This window comes from Corynebacterium hesseae (assembly GCF_037850265.1).
In the GTDB taxonomy this organism is placed as follows: Bacteria; Actinomycetota; Actinomycetes; order Mycobacteriales; family Mycobacteriaceae; genus Corynebacterium; species Corynebacterium hesseae.
Map to the genome: position 1 here is coordinate 2,306,610 of NZ_CP137211.1, position 17,305 is coordinate 2,323,914.

14 protein-coding genes and 1 pseudogene are annotated in these 17,305 nt (G+C 61.3%); 4 read left to right on the plus strand and 11 right to left on the minus strand.

All coding sequences use genetic code 11. From position 1 onward, the window contains the following. Nucleotide 1: 1 nt before the first annotated feature. Together purQ and purS are read right to left on the minus strand one after the other, a co-directional pair. Nucleotides 2-664 (minus strand): phosphoribosylformylglycinamidine synthase subunit PurQ, encoded by a 663-nt coding sequence (gene purQ, locus R3O64_RS10895; protein WP_339016898.1) that lies wholly within the window; start codon nucleotides 662-664, stop codon nucleotides 2-4. After that, a complete protein-coding gene (purS, locus tag R3O64_RS10900) occupies nucleotides 664-894 on the minus strand; it encodes a phosphoribosylformylglycinamidine synthase subunit PurS (protein ID WP_039676532.1) in 231 nt (76 codons plus the stop codon). The genes purQ and purS overlap by 1 nt, the downstream gene beginning before the upstream one ends. A 230-nt stretch (nucleotides 895-1,124) precedes the next feature. Between purS and R3O64_RS10905 the strand changes: the two genes are divergently transcribed. Further along, a complete protein-coding gene (locus tag R3O64_RS10905) occupies nucleotides 1,125-4,670 on the plus strand; it encodes an ExeM/NucH family extracellular endonuclease (RefSeq protein WP_339016899.1) in 3,546 nt (1,181 codons plus the stop codon). A 92-nt stretch (nucleotides 4,671-4,762) separates the two neighbouring features. Here the strand turns inward: R3O64_RS10905 and R3O64_RS12895 are convergent. Continuing rightward, nucleotides 4,763-4,971: pseudogene (locus R3O64_RS12895) on the minus strand (IS256 family transposase); the annotation flags it as partial. 380 nt (nucleotides 4,972-5,351) lie between these two features. On the opposite strand from R3O64_RS12895, the gene R3O64_RS10910 reads away from it, so the two are divergent. Next, entirely contained in the window at nucleotides 5,352-5,768 is a 417-nt protein-coding gene (locus R3O64_RS10910; protein ID WP_339016900.1) for a hypothetical protein, read from the plus strand. Nucleotides 5,769-6,198: 430 nt separating this feature from the next. Here the strand turns inward: R3O64_RS10910 and R3O64_RS10915 are convergent, their stop codons facing one another. From R3O64_RS10915 to R3O64_RS10925, 3 genes are read right to left on the minus strand one after another with little or no spacing between them, the layout of a single operon-like run. Further along, nucleotides 6,199-6,885, minus strand: coding sequence for a DUF2334 domain-containing protein (locus R3O64_RS10915; protein ID WP_339016901.1), 687 nt, complete (start codon nucleotides 6,883-6,885; stop codon nucleotides 6,199-6,201). Nucleotides 6,886-6,939: 54 nt separating this feature from the next. Further along, nucleotides 6,940-9,048 (minus strand): S9 family peptidase, encoded by a 2,109-nt coding sequence (locus tag R3O64_RS10920; RefSeq protein ID WP_339016902.1) that lies wholly within the window; start codon nucleotides 9,046-9,048, stop codon nucleotides 6,940-6,942. Nucleotides 9,049-9,057: 9 nt separating this feature from the next. Beyond that, entirely contained in the window at nucleotides 9,058-9,915 is an 858-nt protein-coding gene (locus R3O64_RS10925) for a phosphoribosylaminoimidazolesuccinocarboxamide synthase (protein WP_339016903.1), read from the minus strand. 64 nt (nucleotides 9,916-9,979) lie between these two features. On the opposite strand from R3O64_RS10925, the gene R3O64_RS10930 reads away from it, so the two are divergent. Further along, nucleotides 9,980-10,786, plus strand: coding sequence for a serine/threonine protein kinase (locus tag R3O64_RS10930; RefSeq protein WP_339016904.1), 807 nt, complete (start codon nucleotides 9,980-9,982; stop codon nucleotides 10,784-10,786). 115 nt (nucleotides 10,787-10,901) lie between these two features. On the opposite strand, the gene purB is transcribed toward R3O64_RS10930, so the two are convergent. After that, complete coding sequence (purB, locus tag R3O64_RS10935) at nucleotides 10,902-12,341, minus strand: adenylosuccinate lyase (protein WP_070532348.1); 1,440 nt, start codon at nucleotides 12,339-12,341, stop codon at nucleotides 10,902-10,904. A 39-nt stretch (nucleotides 12,342-12,380) separates the two neighbouring features. After that, nucleotides 12,381-13,655 carry a phosphoribosylamine--glycine ligase gene (purD, locus tag R3O64_RS10940; RefSeq protein ID WP_339016905.1) on the minus strand — a complete coding sequence of 425 codons (1,275 nt, stop codon included), beginning with the start codon at nucleotides 13,653-13,655 and terminating at the stop codon, nucleotides 12,381-12,383. Nucleotides 13,656-13,689: 34 nt separating this feature from the next. On the opposite strand from purD, the gene R3O64_RS10945 reads away from it, so the two are divergent. Further along, complete coding sequence (locus R3O64_RS10945) at nucleotides 13,690-14,118, plus strand: HIT family protein (RefSeq protein WP_046649286.1); 429 nt, start codon at nucleotides 13,690-13,692, stop codon at nucleotides 14,116-14,118. A 24-nt stretch (nucleotides 14,119-14,142) separates the two neighbouring features. On the opposite strand, the gene R3O64_RS10950 is transcribed toward R3O64_RS10945, so the two are convergent. From R3O64_RS10950 to R3O64_RS10960, 3 genes are all read right to left on the minus strand, one after another. Further along, the gene (locus R3O64_RS10950) at nucleotides 14,143-15,594 is read right to left on the minus strand and encodes a sensor histidine kinase (RefSeq protein ID WP_144268914.1); all 1,452 of its coding nucleotides are present in this window, start codon (nucleotides 15,592-15,594) and stop codon (nucleotides 14,143-14,145) included. An 11-nt stretch (nucleotides 15,595-15,605) separates the two neighbouring features. Further along, nucleotides 15,606-16,310 (minus strand): response regulator transcription factor, encoded by a 705-nt coding sequence (locus R3O64_RS10955; protein WP_070522860.1) that lies wholly within the window; start codon nucleotides 16,308-16,310, stop codon nucleotides 15,606-15,608. A gap of 131 nt (nucleotides 16,311-16,441) precedes the next feature. Further along, nucleotides 16,442-17,224 carry a MerR family transcriptional regulator gene (locus R3O64_RS10960; RefSeq protein WP_339016906.1) on the minus strand — a complete coding sequence of 261 codons (783 nt, stop codon included), beginning with the start codon at nucleotides 17,222-17,224 and terminating at the stop codon, nucleotides 16,442-16,444. Between the last annotated feature and the right edge of the window lie 81 nt (nucleotides 17,225-17,305).

The following is a 17,305-nucleotide window of genomic DNA, read 5'->3' on the forward strand; positions in this document are numbered from 1 at the left end:
GTTAAGCGACGACCTTGAGGGCGGACACAAACAAACCCAGACCGTCGGTGGACGGACCGGTGAGAAGATCGATGGCGTGCTCTGGGTGCGGCATGAGCCCCACCACGTTGCCGGCCTCGTTGGTGATGCCGGCGATGCCATTGATGGAACCGTTGAAGTTATCGGTATAGCGGAAGACCACGCGGCCCTCGTCCTCCAAGCGCTCCACGGTCTCCGCATCCGCCTGGAAACGGCCCTCGCCGTGCTTCGCCGGGATGAGGATCCGCTGGCCCTGCTCAAACTCACTGGTCCAGGAGGTCTGTGCGTTCGCCACCTCGAGGTAGGTATCCACACAGTGGAAGTGGAGGCCTTGGTTGCGGGTCAAGGCTCCGGGCAACAGGTCAGCCTCGGTCAGAATCTGGAAGCCGTTGCAGATGCCGAGCACCGGCATGCCCTTATTCGCAGCATCCACCACCGCGCGCATGACCGGGGCCAGCGCCGAAATAGCGCCGGAGCGCAGGTAGTCACCGTAGGAAAAACCGCCGGGAACCACGACGGCATCGACGCCGCGCAGGTCCTCGTCCGCATGCCACAGGGACACGACGTCGGCGCCGGCGGTGCGGGCGGCGCGGGCCGCGTCGACGTCGTCAAGCGTGCCGGGGAAGGTAATAACGCCGATCTTCATTACTGGATGACCTCGTAGTCCTCGATCACGGTATTGGCCAGCAGGGTGGAAGCAACCTTCTCCAACTCCTCGGCGCTGACCGAATCATCGACTTCAATTTCAAAGCGCTTGCCCTGGCGCACGTCGCTGACACCAGCAACCCCCAGGCGGCCCAGCGCGCGAACAACGGCCTGACCTTGCGGGTCCAAAATCTCGGCCTTGGGCATGACATTGACAACTACACGAGCCATGAAAATTTTTGCCTTACTGTGCGTGAGTATAGGTGCCCCGCCAGTCTATCCCGCCGGCATGAAAGATTCGGAATCTTTGGGGGTGATGAATTCAAACCAAACGGCTGAAGAATTCTTGGGGAATCCCACCTTAACCCCCAGCTCACCTAGTGCGCTCCGGTATCACTCGGTGCGAAACCCGGGTAGAACGAGATGCATTGTCCTGTTCTCACCTATCCAAGGAACCTCTCATGCATCTCACACGCATTGGCTCACTCGCCATCGCTGCCCTTGTCTCTACCTGCATCGTCGCGCCTCAGGCCAGTGCGGCGGCGGACGGCTCCAACGCCGTTATCTCTGAGGTCTACGGTGGCGGCGGCAACAAGAACGCCCCCTTCACCAACGACTTCATCGAGCTCTACAACCCAACGGGTTCCGCCATCGACCTCACCGGATGGTCCGTGGAGTACTTCTCCTCCAAGGGCAACTCCGGTGGAAAACACGAGCTGTCCGGTTCCATCCCGGCTGGCGGCTACTTCCTCATCCAGGAAGGTGGCGGCGGCGAAGGCGATCCGCTGCCCACCCCGGATGCAGAGGGCGGTCTCAGCATGTCCGGCTCCAAGGGCTCGGTCAAGCTTTACGACGCCTCCGGGGCCGAGGTAGACCTCGTGGGGTACGGGGAGGCGTCGCTTAGCGAGGGCTCCCCCACCTCTTCCTTGAGCAACACCACCTCCGCGCAGCGTGATGACGCCGGCACCGACACCGACGACAACGCCGCCGACTTCAGCACCGCCGCCCCGACTCCTACCTCCTCCGGCGGCGGCGCCACCGCGCCGGAGGAACCGCAGCCGGCCGAGCCGGGTTCCACTGTCACCATCCCGGAAATCCAGGGCACCGGCACGGAGTCCCCACTCAAAGGCCAGAACGTCACCACCCAGGGCGTTGTCACCGCCGTGTGGCAGGGCGAGAAGTCCCTCAACGGCTTCACCATTCAGACCCCGGGCACGGGCCAGACCGCGCCGACCGAAGCTTCGGAGGCCATCTTCGTCTACACCGGCGGCACCGGCTTCTACCCAAAGATTGGGGAATCCGTCGAGGTTACTGGCTCCGTCGACGAGTACTACGGGCAGAGCCAAATCGCCCTGACCCAAGGCTCCGTCCTCGACACCGCACTCGATCCCGTCACCCCGCTCGCCATCGACGCCTTACCGGAAGGTGACGAGGCCCGCGAGAAGCTCGAGTCCATGCTGCTCAAGCCCGGTGTACACACGGTGACCGACAACTACGGCCTCAACCGCTACGGCGAGTTGGGCCTAGCCCCGGGTACGGAGGCGCTGCGCCAACCTACCGATATCGTCTCCCCGGGTACTCAGGAACAAAAGGACATGGAAGCCTCTAACGCGGCGAAGTACGTCATCTTGGATGACGGCTCCACGCGCGACTTCTCCCGCGATGGTGCATCCACGAAGCTGCCCTACATCATGCAAAACGGCTCGGATGTGAAGACCATCCGCACCACCAACCAGGTGGAGTTCGCGGACTCCGGTGTGATCCTGGGATACGGCCACGAGCAGTGGCGCTTCCAGCCCACCTCGATGATTACGGGTGACTCCGTAACCGCAGACCTGCCGATTACGTGGGACCCGGCTCGCCCAGAAGCCCCGCAGGTGGCTGGCGATTACACCGTGGCGGCGTTTAACGTGCTCAACTTCTTCATCAACTTGGGTGAGGACAACGGCGCGAAGGCGTACAAGGACCGTTTCGGTAACGGTGTGGGTTCTGATAGCGGCACCTTCCGCGGCGCGTGGTCGGAGTCTGCGTTCAACGATCAGAAGGGCAAGATCCTCACCGCACTGGAGGGCCTCGATGCCGATGTCATTGGCTTGTCGGAGATCGAAAACGCCGCGAACACCGTGGGCGGCTCCTACGACGATGCCGTGAAGTACCTCGTAGATGAACTCAACTCCCGCGCGGGTTCTGAGAAGTGGGATTACGTCAAGGCCCCAGCGAACTCTGCGGCCGACACGGACGTCATCCGCACCGCGATCATCTACAAGAAGGACCGTGTTAAGCCGGTAGGTGAGGCTACGCTGCTTGAGGACGCCCGTTTCAAGGGCACCGCCCGCACCCCGCTCGCCGCGGAGTTCCAGCCTGTCTCCGAGAGGTGCGCTGCTGAGGGCCCAGATTCCTTCGTGGTGGTCACCAACCATTTCAAGTCCAAGGGCTCCGTGGCTAACGGTGACAAGGACACCGGCGACGGCCAGGGCAATAACCCGAACGTGCGCAATGCCCACGCGCAGGCCGTCCTCGATGGTTTGTCCAAGCAGCCGCAGTGGCAGGAGAAGGCCACCTTCGTCATGGGTGACTTGAACGCTTACTCCAAGGAAGACGCCATCTCCGTCTTCCGCAACGCCGGCTACACCATCCCGGTAGAAGAGCTCAACGCGCAAGAGGACTGGCAGGACGTGGCCTCCTACCAGTTCTCCGGCCGCCTCGGCTCCCTCGACCACATCCTGGCCAACGAGCATGTCGACGCCCAGGCCGCGCAGACGTGGAACATCAACTCCGATGAGCCGATTGCCATGGAGTACTCCCGCCGCAACTACACCGGCGGCGATGTCTTCGAGGCCGATAACCCCTACCGCTCTTCCGACCACGACCCGGTCAAGGTGGGCTTTAACCTCGCAACAGTGAAACGCTCTGCGGATGAGCTCAAGGACTGCACCCCGTCCGAAGACCCAGCGCCGACTGACGATGCCCGCGGCATCAAGTCCGTCACCATTGACGACAATGGTCATCTCATCATCACCTACACCGACGGCACCACCGAGGATGCTGGCAAGGTCGTCGGCGCCGATGGCAAGGACGGGCAAGACGGCGACAAGGGCCCTAAGGGCGACAAGGGCGATGCCGGCCAGGACGGTAAGGACGGCCGCGGAATTAAGTCCGTGACCACCAACAACGAGGGTGACCTCATCATCACTTACACCGATGGCACCACCGAGAACGCCGGCAAGGTTTCTGGTCCGAAGGGCGACAAGGGTGAGCCGGGCAAGGACGGCCGCGGCATCGAGTCTGTTCGCATCAACGACAAGGGTGAACTCATTGTGACGTTCACTGATGGCGAAGAGCAGAACGTTGGCAAGGTCGTCGGCGCCGATGGCAAGGACGGCCAAGACGGTACCGACGGTAACGATGGCGACAAGGGCCCTAAGGGCGACAAGGGCGACGCCGGCCAGGACGGTAAGGACGGCCGTGGTATCAAGTCCGTGACCACCAACGACAAGGGCGAGGTGGTCGTCACCTACACCGACGGCACCTCTGAGATTCTCGGTGCCCTCGCCGGTTCGAAGGGCGACCAGGGCACGCCGGGCCGCGATGGCTTCGATGGCGCAAATGGTAAAGACGGCAAAGACGGCCGCGGCATTGAGTCCGTGACCACGGATACCGACGGTAACCTCGTCATCACGTACACCGACGGCACCTCAGAAACCGTCAAGTCCGGCGACAAGCCAGCCGCCCCCGCCGGTGGTTCCTCTGTGAGTGAGCGCTGCTTGCCGACGGTCCTCGGCCTCACCATCCCAGCAGCACTTGCCATTCCGCTGGCCTTCCTCGGTAACGCCAGCGCGCAGTTCAACATCCCGGGTCTTGAACCGGTACAGAAGCAAATTGAGTCGCTGACGTACAACGTCACGCGCAACATTCCACGCGAAGCTCAGTACGCTGCTGGTGGCATTGGTCTGTTGGCAGTCCTCGGCATCATTGCTGCTGCCTGTGCCCCAACCGAGTCTGAATAAAGCGCTCTCCTGAATTTAATGTGTGCGTTTTGCATGTAAGCCTTGGACTCAAGGTCATTTTTCTCCGAGCTTAAGGGACATTTCGCGTGGATTTAGGAGCGCCCGACCCAGCCATTTCTTACGTCTAAGCTGGATCCATTCGTCGCCGATGTGGGCGTCGTATGTGGCTGATCTCCGTCTGGCCGGCCGCGCCGTTTGAGTTCTTCTTTCGCCCAAGCAGCGCGTGGTGCTTTTCTCCTTGGCGTCCGAAGTCTTGTTACTTGGCTAACTCCAGTGGCGCTACAGGTTCTTCGGTGTGGGTGTCGAACCCACCGGTCTGAAGTGTCCCAAGGTTTGTCCGTCATGGATGAGCTTCAAAGTCATGCCCGGAAACAACGAGCGTGTCCATATAGCTCCCGCGGAGAAAACTAACCCACCCACAAGGTTGACAACCTATATAGGATCCCCAGCGCAGCCGGCCAGTCGGACCCGATGAAACAAGAGGCCACTCCTCCCCTATTGGGGGGCAACACAAGGCAACATCAAACCGCCTGACGGTTGCACGGCCCTTTCCGATGCCTCATAATTCACTACAAGATGAAAGGGACTTACCCCAGCTCACCCCACACATCATCATCTCTCCCCTGCAAAAGACACTCATGAAGTTCTCACTTCGGAAATCTACTAAGGAGATCCAAAACAATGCAACCACAGATCCCAGTTCCAGCTCAGGTTCAAGCTCTCATTAATAACCCCAGTAATCTTCTGGGATTCATTGGTACCGTTCTGGGCATTATTTCCCTAGTTGTTGCAATCAGTGTCGGCCAAGGTCTCCCCAACGATGGGCAGACCAAGCCCAATGCAGGAGAATCAACGATTCAAGTTGTAACCTCCAGTGGTAACCCGGCAGGCGAATGTAAGCTTATTGGTCTTTCGCAGGAAAAGGTACACACGACTAATGCCAAAGGCGTGTACTTCTACGCGTTGGAACCTGGTTCGCATACCATCAACGCATCTTGTTCGGGGCTTTCCAGCCTTTCCTCCGCGCGAGCGCTCGAGGGTAGTCAGGAAGTAACCGTGAATGACGAGCCGGTAATGGTAAAGATTGTTGTTAAGTAGATTGGCCCTAACTTTCTTGGTTCTAAAGAGCTAAGAGAAACGCGCGTGTGCCCCCAGGAAAACCTCCTGGGGGCACAAGCTTTCAATGAACCACACCTAATTCGAGAGGGAACCGTACCTTCGTACGCGCCCGTATGAGAAGCTGGCGCATTTAATGACCGCAGCAAAACAGTATTTTCAAGCAAATGAACGCTTTTAAACCTCTGTCCCAAGAGCACCAAACGCTTATCTGCATGTGTTGGACGGGCAGTTGGCTGTAAACGCGTAAAGACCCCATCACCTTCAATGCACATCGCGATGATCTGTTTGAAGCTAGCCACAAGAACTGGCTTTTCCAAGTAAAAGTTGACGCAACACCACCGAGACGTGGAGTCTCCAACTTCCCCATGTTGTACCGAGTACGCGCTAGAAAAGAAAAGAGGTTGGTGGGCTATTCGGCGTGCATGAAGACTGAATAGTCCGCAGGCCGCGCACCTGCGGCAGCGGCGCGCTCGGCCGCCTTGAGGAAATCAGAGACGACCTTACGGTCACCAAGATTGCGGCCGGAAATGGACAGGCGCACGGTATTGCCGCGCTCAGCGGAGCGTTCCGCGGCGCGGATGATGTTGCGGCGCCACCACTTGGCCGAACCAAAGCCCTCACCAAAAGACAGGTTGCGTGCTTGGTGGAGCTCGCCGGAGCGAAGGTCGTGGATGCCGCGGGTGGATGCAGCAAAGTCAAAATCAAACTCAGGAAGAACTTCTAGTGTTCCCTCCGACATACGCCAGCGCGGCGGCGCAAAGATAGTGGGCTCAAAGCCGATCTTTGCCATCTGTCGCGTCGCCCCCTTCAGGCGCAGGCGTGCCTCGTGCGCATCCAAGTTCGCGAACTCCGCGCGACGCCCTTGAACCGCCTGGTCGAAGCCGTTGAGAATGAGCACGCGGCCGCCTTCGGCTTGATCACGCAACCACGATCGCGTCGACTCATCCTTAGCCAGGTGCCAATTGCCATCAATGTGTGGCGCTACGAGCAAGGACACCGGGATATCCGCTTTATCGAACTGCTCCAGCAGGTCAGCGGCCTGCCTTCGGGTGTCGTCGAAGATACTGGAAATCGAAACCAAAAGGTGGCCATGCATAAGGAAAATTATCGCACAGCCACCGCGCCGCCGCGCGCCGAGCGGGGGTGATGCTTAAGCCTCCGCCCCCGTAGCTTGGTTAATCAGCCACGCGTACTCGAAAGCCGCCTGCCGCCACTGGGCATAGCGTCCGGACACACCACCGTGGCCGGCGGCCATCTCCGTCTTGAGGAGGAATTCGCCGCCGGTGGCAACGTCACGCAGCTTGGCCACCCACTTCGCCGGCTCAACATACAGCACGCGGGTGTCATTGAGCGAGGTCAACGCCAGAATATTCGGGTATTTCTGCGGAGCGATGTTTTCGTATGGCGCATAGGAGGCCATGTAGTCGTAGACCTCCGGATCGTGGTACGGGTCGCCCCATTCCTCCCACTCCACCACCGTGAGTGGTAGCTCCGGCATGAGAATGGACGTCAGCGGGTCGACGAAGGGCACGTTCGCCTCGATGGCCTTAAACCTATCCGGCGCCATGTTTGCCACCGCGCCCATGAGCAGGCCACCGGCCGAGCCACCTTCAGCAACAAGTTGTGAAGGCGTGGTCACTCGGCGCGCGATGAGGTCATCCGCCACCGCGATGAAGTCCGTAAACGTGTTTTTCTTGGCCAGCATCTTGCCGTCGTCGTACCAGTTGCGGCCCATCTCGCCGCCACCGCGAACGTGCGCCATGGCGAAGATCATGCCGCGGTCCATGAGAGACAAACGGAAGACCGAGAAGTACGGGTCCATATTCGCCTCGTAGGAACCGTAGCCATAAAGCAACGTCGGGTTCGGTTGCGTGCGGTCCAGGTCCGCGCGGTGCACGATGGACACCGGCACCTTCGTCCCATCGGGTGCTTCAGACCAGACGCGGTAGGCCACGTACTCGTCCTTGTCATAGCCGCCCGGGACTTCCTGTTCCTTCAGCAGCGTGTACTCGCCCGTAGCCACGCGGTAGTCAAAGAGCTGTGCGGGCTGGATGAAGGAGGTATAGCTCACGCGCAGCACCGGCGCATCCCACTCCGGGTTGCCGGCCACACCGACGGTATAGAGCTCCTCGTTGAAGTTGAGCTCGCTGAGGCGCGCCCAGCCTTCCCGCACATCCATAATCGCTGCCCGGCCGATCCCGCCCCGACGGTAGGCCACGACGATGTGGTCGCGGTAGCAATCAACGCCCTGCAAGCGAACCTCATCATCGTGAGGCATGAGCACGGTGAGCTCACGCAAAGAGGGAAGTTCCTCACCGACCGGGCAATAGCCCAACTCAAAGTTCGGTCCGGTCACGTTGTGCGTGACCACCCAATAATCGGTACCACTCACCACGGCGTGATCAACGTCGTAGTCCACTCCGGATTCGCGCGCCCACAAACAGCTGAACTCCCCCTCCGGGTTGTCCTGCTCGAGTACCCATGCCTCACTCGTCATCTTCGAGCTCGACACGATCATGATGTACTTCTCGCTGCGGGTCGTGCCCACGCCGATGCCGAAACGCGAATCCTCCTCGCGCATGACCACGACATCCTCCGACTGCGGGGTACCCACGCGATGGCGCCACACCGTATCCGGGCGCCATGCATCATCCACGGTGGTGTAGAAGATGAATTCCTCCCCTACCCACGTCGCACCGTAGAAGATGCCTTCCAGGCGGTCCTCCAATAGCTCGCCCGTGCGCAAGTCCTTGATGAAGAGCTCAAAGCGCTCATCGCCAGCCACGTCGACCGAATAGGCCAGCAGGTCACCCGAATCGCTCACCGAAGAAGCGCCCAGGGCGAAGAAGTCGTGGCCTTCGGCGAGCGCGTTGACGTCGAGAAGCACCTGCTCCCCTTCCGGTGCCCCCGTCTCCAGGATGGTCGGCGGGGTCCACGGATCGGAGCCTTCCGACACCGGGATGCGGCAGCTATAGCCGTACTCCTTACCTTCCTCGGTGCGGCCGTAGTACCAGTACTTGCCGCGACGCTGGGGCACGGACATGTCCGTCTGCTTGATGCGGGACTTGACCTCGGTGAAGATGTTCTCCGTCAAGGTGTCCAGGTGTGCGGTGCGCTCTTGGGTATAGGCGTTTTCGGCCTCGAGGTATTCGCGGGTCTCCGGGGCGTCTTTCTCACGCAGCCACTCGTAGTTATCGACGAAACTGCGGCCGTGGAACTCTCGCGTGATGGGGCGCTTGGCAGCAATCGGTGCGTTCATTCAGCCTCCTTAAAAGGTGGTTCCGGACAGGCGCTCAAAGGCCTCAACATAGCGCGCGCGGGTGGCCTGGACAACGTCGTCCGGCAAGCGCGGCGGCGTGGACTCCTTGTCCCAGCCGGAATTGGTGAGCCAATCGCGAACGTACTGCTTATCAAAGGAAGGCTGGACCTTGCCTTCTTCATAGGTATCGGCCGGCCAGTAGCGCGAGGAGTCCGGGGTGAGGACTTCATCGGCCAAGACCAAAGTGCCGTGCTTGTCGACGCCAAACTCGAACTTCGTATCCGCCAAAATAATGCCCTTCTCCTCCGCCAACGCGGCGGCCTTGGCATAAATGCGCAGGGTGGCATCGCGCAGCTCTTCGGCTCGTTCGCGGCCGAGCTTGTCCACGACGACATCGAAGGAGACGTTCTCATCGTGCTCGCCCTGCTCCGCCTTAGTGGCTGGGGTGAAGATGGGCTCGGGCAGGCGGGAAGCCTCGGTCAGACCCTCGGGCAGCTTGACTCCGCACACGCTGCCGGATGCCTTGTACTCCTTGAGTCCGGAGCCGGTGAGGTAGCCGCGGGCGACGCATTCGAAGGGAAGCATGTCGAGCTTCTGCACGACCATTGAGCGACCGAGGACTTCCTCGGGGATGCGCTCATCATCGAGCGTTCCGGCCAGGTGGTTGGGGAAGTCGATGGCGTCGAAGAAGAACTTCGACGTCGCCGTGAGCACGCGGCCCTTGTCGGGGATGGCCGGCTCGAGGGCGTGGTCATAGGCGGAAATACGGTCGGAGACCACCATGAGCAGGGTGCTGTCATCGATTTCGTAGATATCGCGCACCTTGCCGGAGGCGATGTGGGCATAGGAAGAAAGTTCTGGACGCATGACATACATTCTAGACCCGTCTAGACTGCTTCAAGATACATCCCAATCCCGAGGAGCTAAGCCCGTGCACTCTCGCCTGACCTCCCTTTTGACCTCCGCTGCGCTGGTGGGCGCCACCCTGTCTGTGCCCGCTGCGCACGCAGCCGACATCTCCGTGCGCGAGTCCGCCCACGGACAGTGGCTGTGCACGATGTCGGCGTCCGCCACGGATCGCGCACTAGCCCGCGACGTCCGGGCGGGCTACATCAACACCATCCGCGCGACCTCGGAGAAGATTCAAGCGCAGTTCCCGAAGCTGGACTTCTCCGCGTACACCTCGCGCGATATCAGCAAGGCTCCGGGCTACGCGGCGACGGTGGCCGCGCTGGGCAAGGCCGGCTACACGGGCGCGGATATGGTCATCATCATGGTCGGCGCGTCCGCCCCGGAGGACCTGGTGGAGGATGAATCGGTGCTGTTGCCGGGGGATGCCGAATACTCGATCAATGCGGCGAAGTCCCGGACTGAGAAGGGCCCGGCGCCGTTGTTGTCTACGGGTAGCGATTTCAGCCCCAAGCTGCGCGCCGCTCTGGCAGAAAACCAGGCGCAGGAAAAGGAGGCCGTCGATGCCTTCAACGCAGCGCAGGTGCAGTCCTTTGCCGAGTGCGTGGAAGAGCTGCACAGCCGCGGTGCGCAGGAAGGTATCCAGCCGGTGCCGGAGCTACCCATCCCGGGCAAGACGACGCAGCAGCAAACCTCGTCCACGGGTGCTACGGTTCTCGGCATCATGGCGGTGCTCACCGCTCTGATGATCGGCGGCTACCTTGCTACCAACGGAAAATCCCTCGGCGGCTTCGAGCTGCCGGTGCTGCGCATCCCTGGAATGGCCTAAGAGCTAGTGCCGGGTTGTCCGGCCGCCGATGGGAGGTCGTTTCGATCAAATAGGGGCTAGAAAATTGAAGAGCTGGCAACCTTAATTGATCGAAACGTACCGCCAAGGGGTGAAACTAAAGGATTTCGCCCGGGGTGTAGGCGGCGGCCTGCGGGTGCTGATCAGCAATCGCCTTGATGCGGCCCAGAATCTGGCTCACCTGCGATTCGGCAGCGCCGATGAAAGCGTGCTTGTCCGACAGCGCGGCCTCGAGGGCGGCAGCATCGAGCGGCAGGCGCTCGTCGGCAGCCAGGCGCTCAATCAGATCCTGCTCCCCGCCATTCTCACGCATGTTGAGCGCCACGGCGACGGCGTTTTCCTTGATGACCTCGTGCGCGGTTTCGCGGCCCACGCCCGCGCGCACCGCCGCCATGAGGATGCGGGTGGTGGCAAGGAAGGGCAGGTAACGCTCCAGTTCGCGGTCGATCATCGCCGGGAAGGCACCGAATTCCGCGAGCACGGTGAGGAAGGTTTCAAACATACCGTCAATGGCGAAGAAGGCATCCGGCAGTGCCACGCGGCGGACCACCGAGCAGAACACGTCGCCCTCGTTCCACTGCTGGCCAGACAGATCCGCCACCATGGTGAGGTAGCCGCGCAGGATTACCTGGAAACCGCACACGCGCTCGCAGGAGCGGGCGTTCATCTTGTGCGGCATCGCGGAGGAGCCGACCTGGCCTTCCTTGAATCCTTCAGTCACGGTCTCGTTGCCGGCCATCAGGCGGATGGTCGTGGCCAGCGAGGAGGGCGCAGCACCCAGTTCAACGAGCGCAGACACAGCGTCGAAGTCGAGGGAGCGCGGGTAAACCTGGCCCACCGAGTTGAATACGCGGGAGAAGCCCAGGTGATCCGCAATGCGCGTCTCCAGCGCGGCGAGCTTGTCCTCGGAGCCTCCCATGAGGTCAAGCATGTCCTGCGAGGTGCCCATCGGGCCCTTGATGCCGCGCAGCGGGTAGCGGCTCAACAGGGATTCCACGCGCTCGATGCCGAGCAGGAGCTCGTCGGCAGCCGAGGCGAAGCGCTTGCCCAAGGTCGTCGCCTGGGCAGCGACGTTGTGGGAACGGCCTGCCATCACCAGCGTCTGGTACTGCGCGGCGTGCTCACCAATGCGCGAGACCACAGCGATGGCCTTATTGCGCACCAGCTCCAAGGAACGCAGAATCTGCAGCTGCTCGACGTTTTCCGTCAGGTCGCGCGAGGTCATTCCCTTGTGAATGTGCTCGCAGCCGGCCAGGGCGTTGAATTCCTCGATGCGTGCCTTGACGTCGTGACGCGTGACGCGCTCACGCTGGGCAATCGAGGCAAGGTCCACGTTCTCAACCTGCGCCTCATAGGCGGCGATGGCCTGGGCGGGAATATCGACGCCGAGATCCTTCTGCGCCTTCATCACCGCGATCCACAGCTGGCGCTCCAGAATGATCTTGTGTTCTGGGGACCAGATTTCAGCCATTTCTGGGGAGGCGTATCGAGCGGACAGGACGTTGGAAATGTTCTTCTTTTCAGCCACGTCGCTCATTATTCCACGCCTTGCCCCAAAGGAGGCATTATCAGCGGATTAGATGCTGATCTGCCCCTTTTCCGCTGGCAACGCAATGTCCTTGCGGAAGAAGCTGCCCTCCAGCTTGATGCCGTCGAGCACCTCGTAGGCGGCGGCGCGGGCGTCGGCCAAGGTGGCACCGCGGCCGAGGACGTTGAGGACACGACCACCGTTGGACACGTATCCGCCCTCCCCCGTGGTGGTGCCAGCGTGGAGGACGCGGGTGGGATCATCAAGATCCGGCGAGGTGATCGGATCACCCTTGCGCGGGGAAGCCGGGTAGCCCTCGGCAGCCAGCACCACGGTAACGGCGTAGCCTTCCTCCCACTCCAGCGGCGCAAGGTCCGCGAGTTGCCCTGTCGCGGTGGCGTGCAGGACCTCTCCCAGTGGGGACTTCAGAAGGGACAAGACCGCCTGCGTTTCCGGGTCACCGAAACGGCAGTTGAATTCGACGACGGCCGGACCTTCCTTGCCCCAGGCCAATCCCGCATACAGCAGCCCGGTGTACGGCGTGCCGCGCTTGACCATTTCCTTGGCCACGGGGACGCAGACTTCGTCGACGATGCGCTGGGTACCGTCGGCAGGCAGCCACGGCAGCGGCGTATAAGCACCCATGCCGCCGGTGTTGGGGCCTTCATCGTTGTCATAGGCACGCTTGTGGTCCTGCGCCGGCAGCAGCGGCACGACGGTCTCACCATCCACGAGACAGAACAGGGAAACCTCGGGGCCATCGAGGAAGGACTCGAGCAGCACCGGGTTGCCGGCTGCATGGACGGCGTCGACGTGCGCGCGGGCTTCTTCGCGGGATTCGGTCACCACCACGCCCTTGCCGCCTGCTAGGCCATCGTCCTTGACCACGAAGTGCGGGCCGAAACGGTCGAGCGCGGCCTCGATGTCCGCATCACTTGCGCCAGGGGCGAGCTGCTCCGCGCGGGCGGTGCGCACGCCGGCAGCCGCCATGACGTCCTTGGCAAAGGCCTTGGAACCCTCGATTTGCGCCGCGCTTGCCGACGGCCCGAAGACCGCAATGCCACGCTCACGCAGTGCATCCGCGACGCCTTTTACCAGTGGCACCTCCGGCCCGATGACGACGAGGTCAGCGGCGATGTCCACGGCTAGTTCAACCATGCGCGCAGGATCATCCACCTGGGAATACTCCGGGTGGACGGTGGCCTGCTTCGCATGGGCCGGGGAGCCCGGTGCGATGTGCAGATCGGTAACAGTGGGGTCAGCTTTCAAGCCAGTGAGCAGGGCGTGTTCGCGGCCGCCCGAACCGATAACGAGAATGCGCATGCCGTCTATCTTAACTGGCGGTAGCCTAGGGGCCATGTCTTCCGTATTTACAAAGATCATCGAGGGCGAGCTGCCAGCTCGCTTTGTGTACCGCGACGAGAAATGCGTGGCGTTTTTGTCCATCGAGCCGCTGCGTTATGGCCACACCTTGGTGGTGCCAGTCGAGGAGGTCGATAAGTGGACTGATCTCGATTCAGAAACCTGGGCACACCTCAACGAGATCGCTCTAGAGATCGGTGGCGCCATTAAGACGGCCTTTGATACCCCACGTACCGGCTACATCATCGCCGGCTTCGACGTGCCGCATACCCACATCCACCTCTTCCCCACCGAGAAAATGGAAGACTACGACTTCGCCAAGGCCTTCGCTGCCGACGCCACCGACCCCGCCGCCATGGACGAGGCCGCCGCGCGCATCCGCCAGCACCTCGGCACAGATGAGGATGGCCGCCGCGACAGCTAAGAGCTGACTGCTACCTTTCGGCAGCTAGGAACTAGCTGCCGCCTTGGGCAGTTGGACGGTAAAGACCGATCCGCTGCCCAGCTCAGAGTCCACGGAGATGGAACCGCCGTGCTGCTCCACGAGGGACTTCACGATGGCCAAGCCCAAGCCCGAGCCACCCGTATCGCGGGTTCGTGAGGTATCAGCACGGTAAAAGCGCTCAAAGATGTGGGCTGCATCTTCGGGGGAGATGCCCTTGCCGTCATCGGCAACGTCGATAAGCACGTGCTCCTCGTCATCCCGCAACGTCAGCGTCACCGACGCCTCATCACCGCCGTGACGGATGCCGTTGGACACCAGGTTAAGCAATACCTGGTGCAAGCGGTCCGGGTCTCCGTTGACCATTGGAATCCCGGAGGCTTCGTTGTTGACGTTGATGGTGCGGCCAGAAAAAGCCGCGCGCGCCGAAGAACCCACAGAGAGCACGAGCTCCAACATGTCCACCTCACGCATGTCGAGGCGCGAGCCCTCTGCGCGCGTCAGGGCCAGCAGATCCTCCACCAACAGCGACATGCGCTTCGACTCAGCATCGATCTTGCTGAAGACAAACTCCGGGTCTTGGGTTGCCCCCGAGCGGTACAGCTCCGTGTAGCCGCGCAGGCTGGTCAGTGGGGTGCGAAGCTCGTGGGAGGCATCTCCGACGAAGCGGCGCATCTGTTGCTCCTTCTCCTGCGCATGGAGCACGGAGTTTTGCAATTGCGTCAACATGACGTTGAGCGCTGCGGCGAGCTGCCCCACCTCGGTGTGCAGCGGCCACTCAGGAACGCGTTTATCCAGGTTGCCCGCCGCGATCTGGGAGGCCGTTTTCTCCACCACGCGCAGTGGACGCAAGGCTCTGTGGATGAGCCACATGCCCACCAACGCGATGATGAGCATGACCAACGCCGCGATAATGACCTGGACAATGGCCAGGCCTTTAAGGATGGAGTTCTCCGTCGTCATGTCTTTGGCCACGACGACCACGGAACCATCCGATTTGAGCTTCGCCACGGCCCGCCATTCGGTTTCGCCTTGAACCGAGCGGACACTCGTGGGCTCGCCGCCGACGACCACCGAGCGGGCATCCGGCAACCCCGCCATCGGCCGCGTGGTCACCACGGAACCATCGGGATAATACGCCAGTGCTACATAGTCCGTCGGGGGTCGGCGGCTTCCGTCCTGCGGGGTATAAAAGGCCGCGTCGAGGTTGCTGGCCCAGGAGCCAATCGCGTCATTGAGCTCAGTGTCCACGCGGGTGTAGAGCACATTGCGCATGATCGACGACACCGCCAGGGAGGACATAGCCAGGCCCAAGCCCGAAACCAGAACCATGAGGACGAGCAGCCACGTGCGCAGGGGCAGCGCTTTAGGACGTTGCATGCGCCGGCGCAGGGCGCTATTCCGCACCGAAGAGGATCCAGAATCCGAGCCCTGAGTGTTCGCGGGGGATTCGCTCATAGTGGATGAACCTACGTGCGCGGCGTACGCAGCACATAACCAACGCCGCGGACGGTGTGGATCAGCGGTGTATCGCCGGTATCAATCTTGCGGCGCAGGTAGGAGATGTAGGACTCGACCACGTTGCCATCGCCGCCGAAATCGTAGTGCCAGACGTTGTCCAGAATCTTGGACTTGGACAGCACCACCTCGCGGTTTTGCATGAGGTAGCGCAGCAGGTTGAACTCGGTGGGCGAAAGCTCCACGATCTCCCCGGCCTTGGTGACCTCATGGGTGTCATCGTTGAGAGTGAGGTCGGCATAGGTCATGGTGGCGCTGCCATCCTGATCATCCACCGCATTGCCGCGGCGCAGGATCACGCGCAGTCGGGTGATGACTTCCTCCAGGCTGAAGGGTTTGGTGACGTAATCATCCGCACCAATGGTCAAGCCATGGATGCGCTGATCCACGCTGTCCTTGGCGGTGAGGTAGAGGACGGGGCCGTCGAGGCCTTCTGCGCGCAGCTTGCCCAGCAGCTCAAAACCGTCCATGCCCGGCATCATGACGTCCATAATGTAGGCGTCGGGATTGATCTCACGCGCAATGCGCAGAGCCTCGTTGCCGGAGTTGGCGCTGTGTACATCGAAGCCCTGAAACTTCAGGGAAACAGTAAGTAGTTCAACGATATTCGGCTCGTCATCGACGACAAGTACCTTGACGTCCTTTGAATCATCCATGGTCCCGCTTTGGTCCTTTCTCCGCTGTTCCTATGACTAGGTGGCGTGGGGGTTTCTCATTCAAAGTGAGAAGTATTGCACTACGCCTTCCCAGGGTACTGAGCGGAGTCTGGACGTGCGCTGTGAACAAATCAGTCCCACACGAGATTACCCAGATCCAGCCCTTCTGCCTGGGCTTGAGCCTCGATCAGCTGGCGCAGGTAGTCGGCGTTGCCACGGTAGGTCTCATCGAAGCGCGGATCCTCGCAATACATGCGCGCCAGGAGCACTTGCTTGGACCTCGACACCGGGTACCACTGGGCGATGAGAGCACAGTGCTTGTCGACGATCTCCTTCGCCTCCTCGCTGCCTGCCTCAAGTCCCGCTTTCGCGGCCTCCTCTAGCTCGGCCGCAAAGTGTTCATGCTCCACGGAGAATACCTCCCAGTCTTTCTTCCCCATCGATTCCGCGACGGCCGCACTGGCCGCCCACTCTGTGCTGTCACCCCACTTCTCGTGGGCTTCCTCCTGCAACGTGGGCCATGCGTCACCCAGCTTCTTTACCTTTTGGCTCGCGCTAAGGTTCTGATCCATTTCGGTCTCCTTGATTAGTCGGTTCACTGCCTGCAGCATCGCGTCAACATCGGCGCGCCGCTTCCGCAAGGCAGCCTGCTGAGCACGGAGACGATCCACGGCGGACGCGGCGGGCGCCTGCAACAACTCAGCGATGTCCTTCAGCTCAATGCCCACGCTGCGATAGATCACAATGTCCATACCGCGCTGCAGGTCGTCTTCTGTGTAGAGACGGTGGTCTCCCACAGTGCGCCACTGCGGGCTCAGCAGCCCAATCTCATCCCAGTGCCGCAACGTTCGAGTGGTGACTTTGAGGATGGCGGCCACCTCACCAATGCTGTAGTCGCTGTAGTCCGTGCTCATGACACGAAGCTTAGAAGTTGACGTCGCGGCAGGTGCAAGCCGAGAACTCCCCGCACAGCAAACCCCCGCCTCCCCACGGCG

What these genes read in the sequence shown, in the direction of transcription:
- R3O64_RS10905 (WP_339016899.1), top strand. Translation starts at nt 1,125, where the DNA reads ATGCATCTCACACGCATTGGCTCACTCGCCATCGCTGCCCTTGTCTCT.
- R3O64_RS10925 (WP_339016903.1), bottom strand. Translation starts at nt 9,915, where the DNA reads ATGCGTCCAGAACTTTCTTCCTATGCCCACATCGCCTCCGGCAAGGTG.
- purQ (WP_339016898.1), bottom strand. Translation starts at nt 664, where the DNA reads ATGAAGATCGGCGTTATTACCTTCCCCGGCACGCTTGACGACGTCGAC.
- purB (WP_070532348.1), bottom strand. Translation starts at nt 12,341, where the DNA reads ATGAGCGACGTGGCTGAAAAGAAGAACATTTCCAACGTCCTGTCCGCT.
- R3O64_RS10920 (WP_339016902.1), bottom strand. Translation starts at nt 9,048, where the DNA reads ATGAACGCACCGATTGCTGCCAAGCGCCCCATCACGCGAGAGTTCCAC.
- R3O64_RS10950 (WP_144268914.1), bottom strand. Translation starts at nt 15,594, where the DNA reads ATGAGCGAATCCCCCGCGAACACTCAGGGCTCGGATTCTGGATCCTCT.
- purD (WP_339016905.1), bottom strand. Translation starts at nt 13,655, where the DNA reads ATGCGCATTCTCGTTATCGGTTCGGGCGGCCGCGAACACGCCCTGCTC.
- R3O64_RS10955 (WP_070522860.1), bottom strand. Translation starts at nt 16,310, where the DNA reads ATGGATGATTCAAAGGACGTCAAGGTACTTGTCGTCGATGACGAGCCG.
- purS (WP_039676532.1), bottom strand. Translation starts at nt 894, where the DNA reads ATGGCTCGTGTAGTTGTCAATGTCATGCCCAAGGCCGAGATTTTGGAC.
- R3O64_RS10960 (WP_339016906.1), bottom strand. Translation starts at nt 17,224, where the DNA reads ATGAGCACGGACTACAGCGACTACAGCATTGGTGAGGTGGCCGCCATC.
- R3O64_RS10945 (WP_046649286.1), top strand. Translation starts at nt 13,690, where the DNA reads ATGTCTTCCGTATTTACAAAGATCATCGAGGGCGAGCTGCCAGCTCGC.
- R3O64_RS10915 (WP_339016901.1), bottom strand. Translation starts at nt 6,885, where the DNA reads ATGCATGGCCACCTTTTGGTTTCGATTTCCAGTATCTTCGACGACACC.
- R3O64_RS10910 (WP_339016900.1), top strand. Translation starts at nt 5,352, where the DNA reads ATGCAACCACAGATCCCAGTTCCAGCTCAGGTTCAAGCTCTCATTAAT.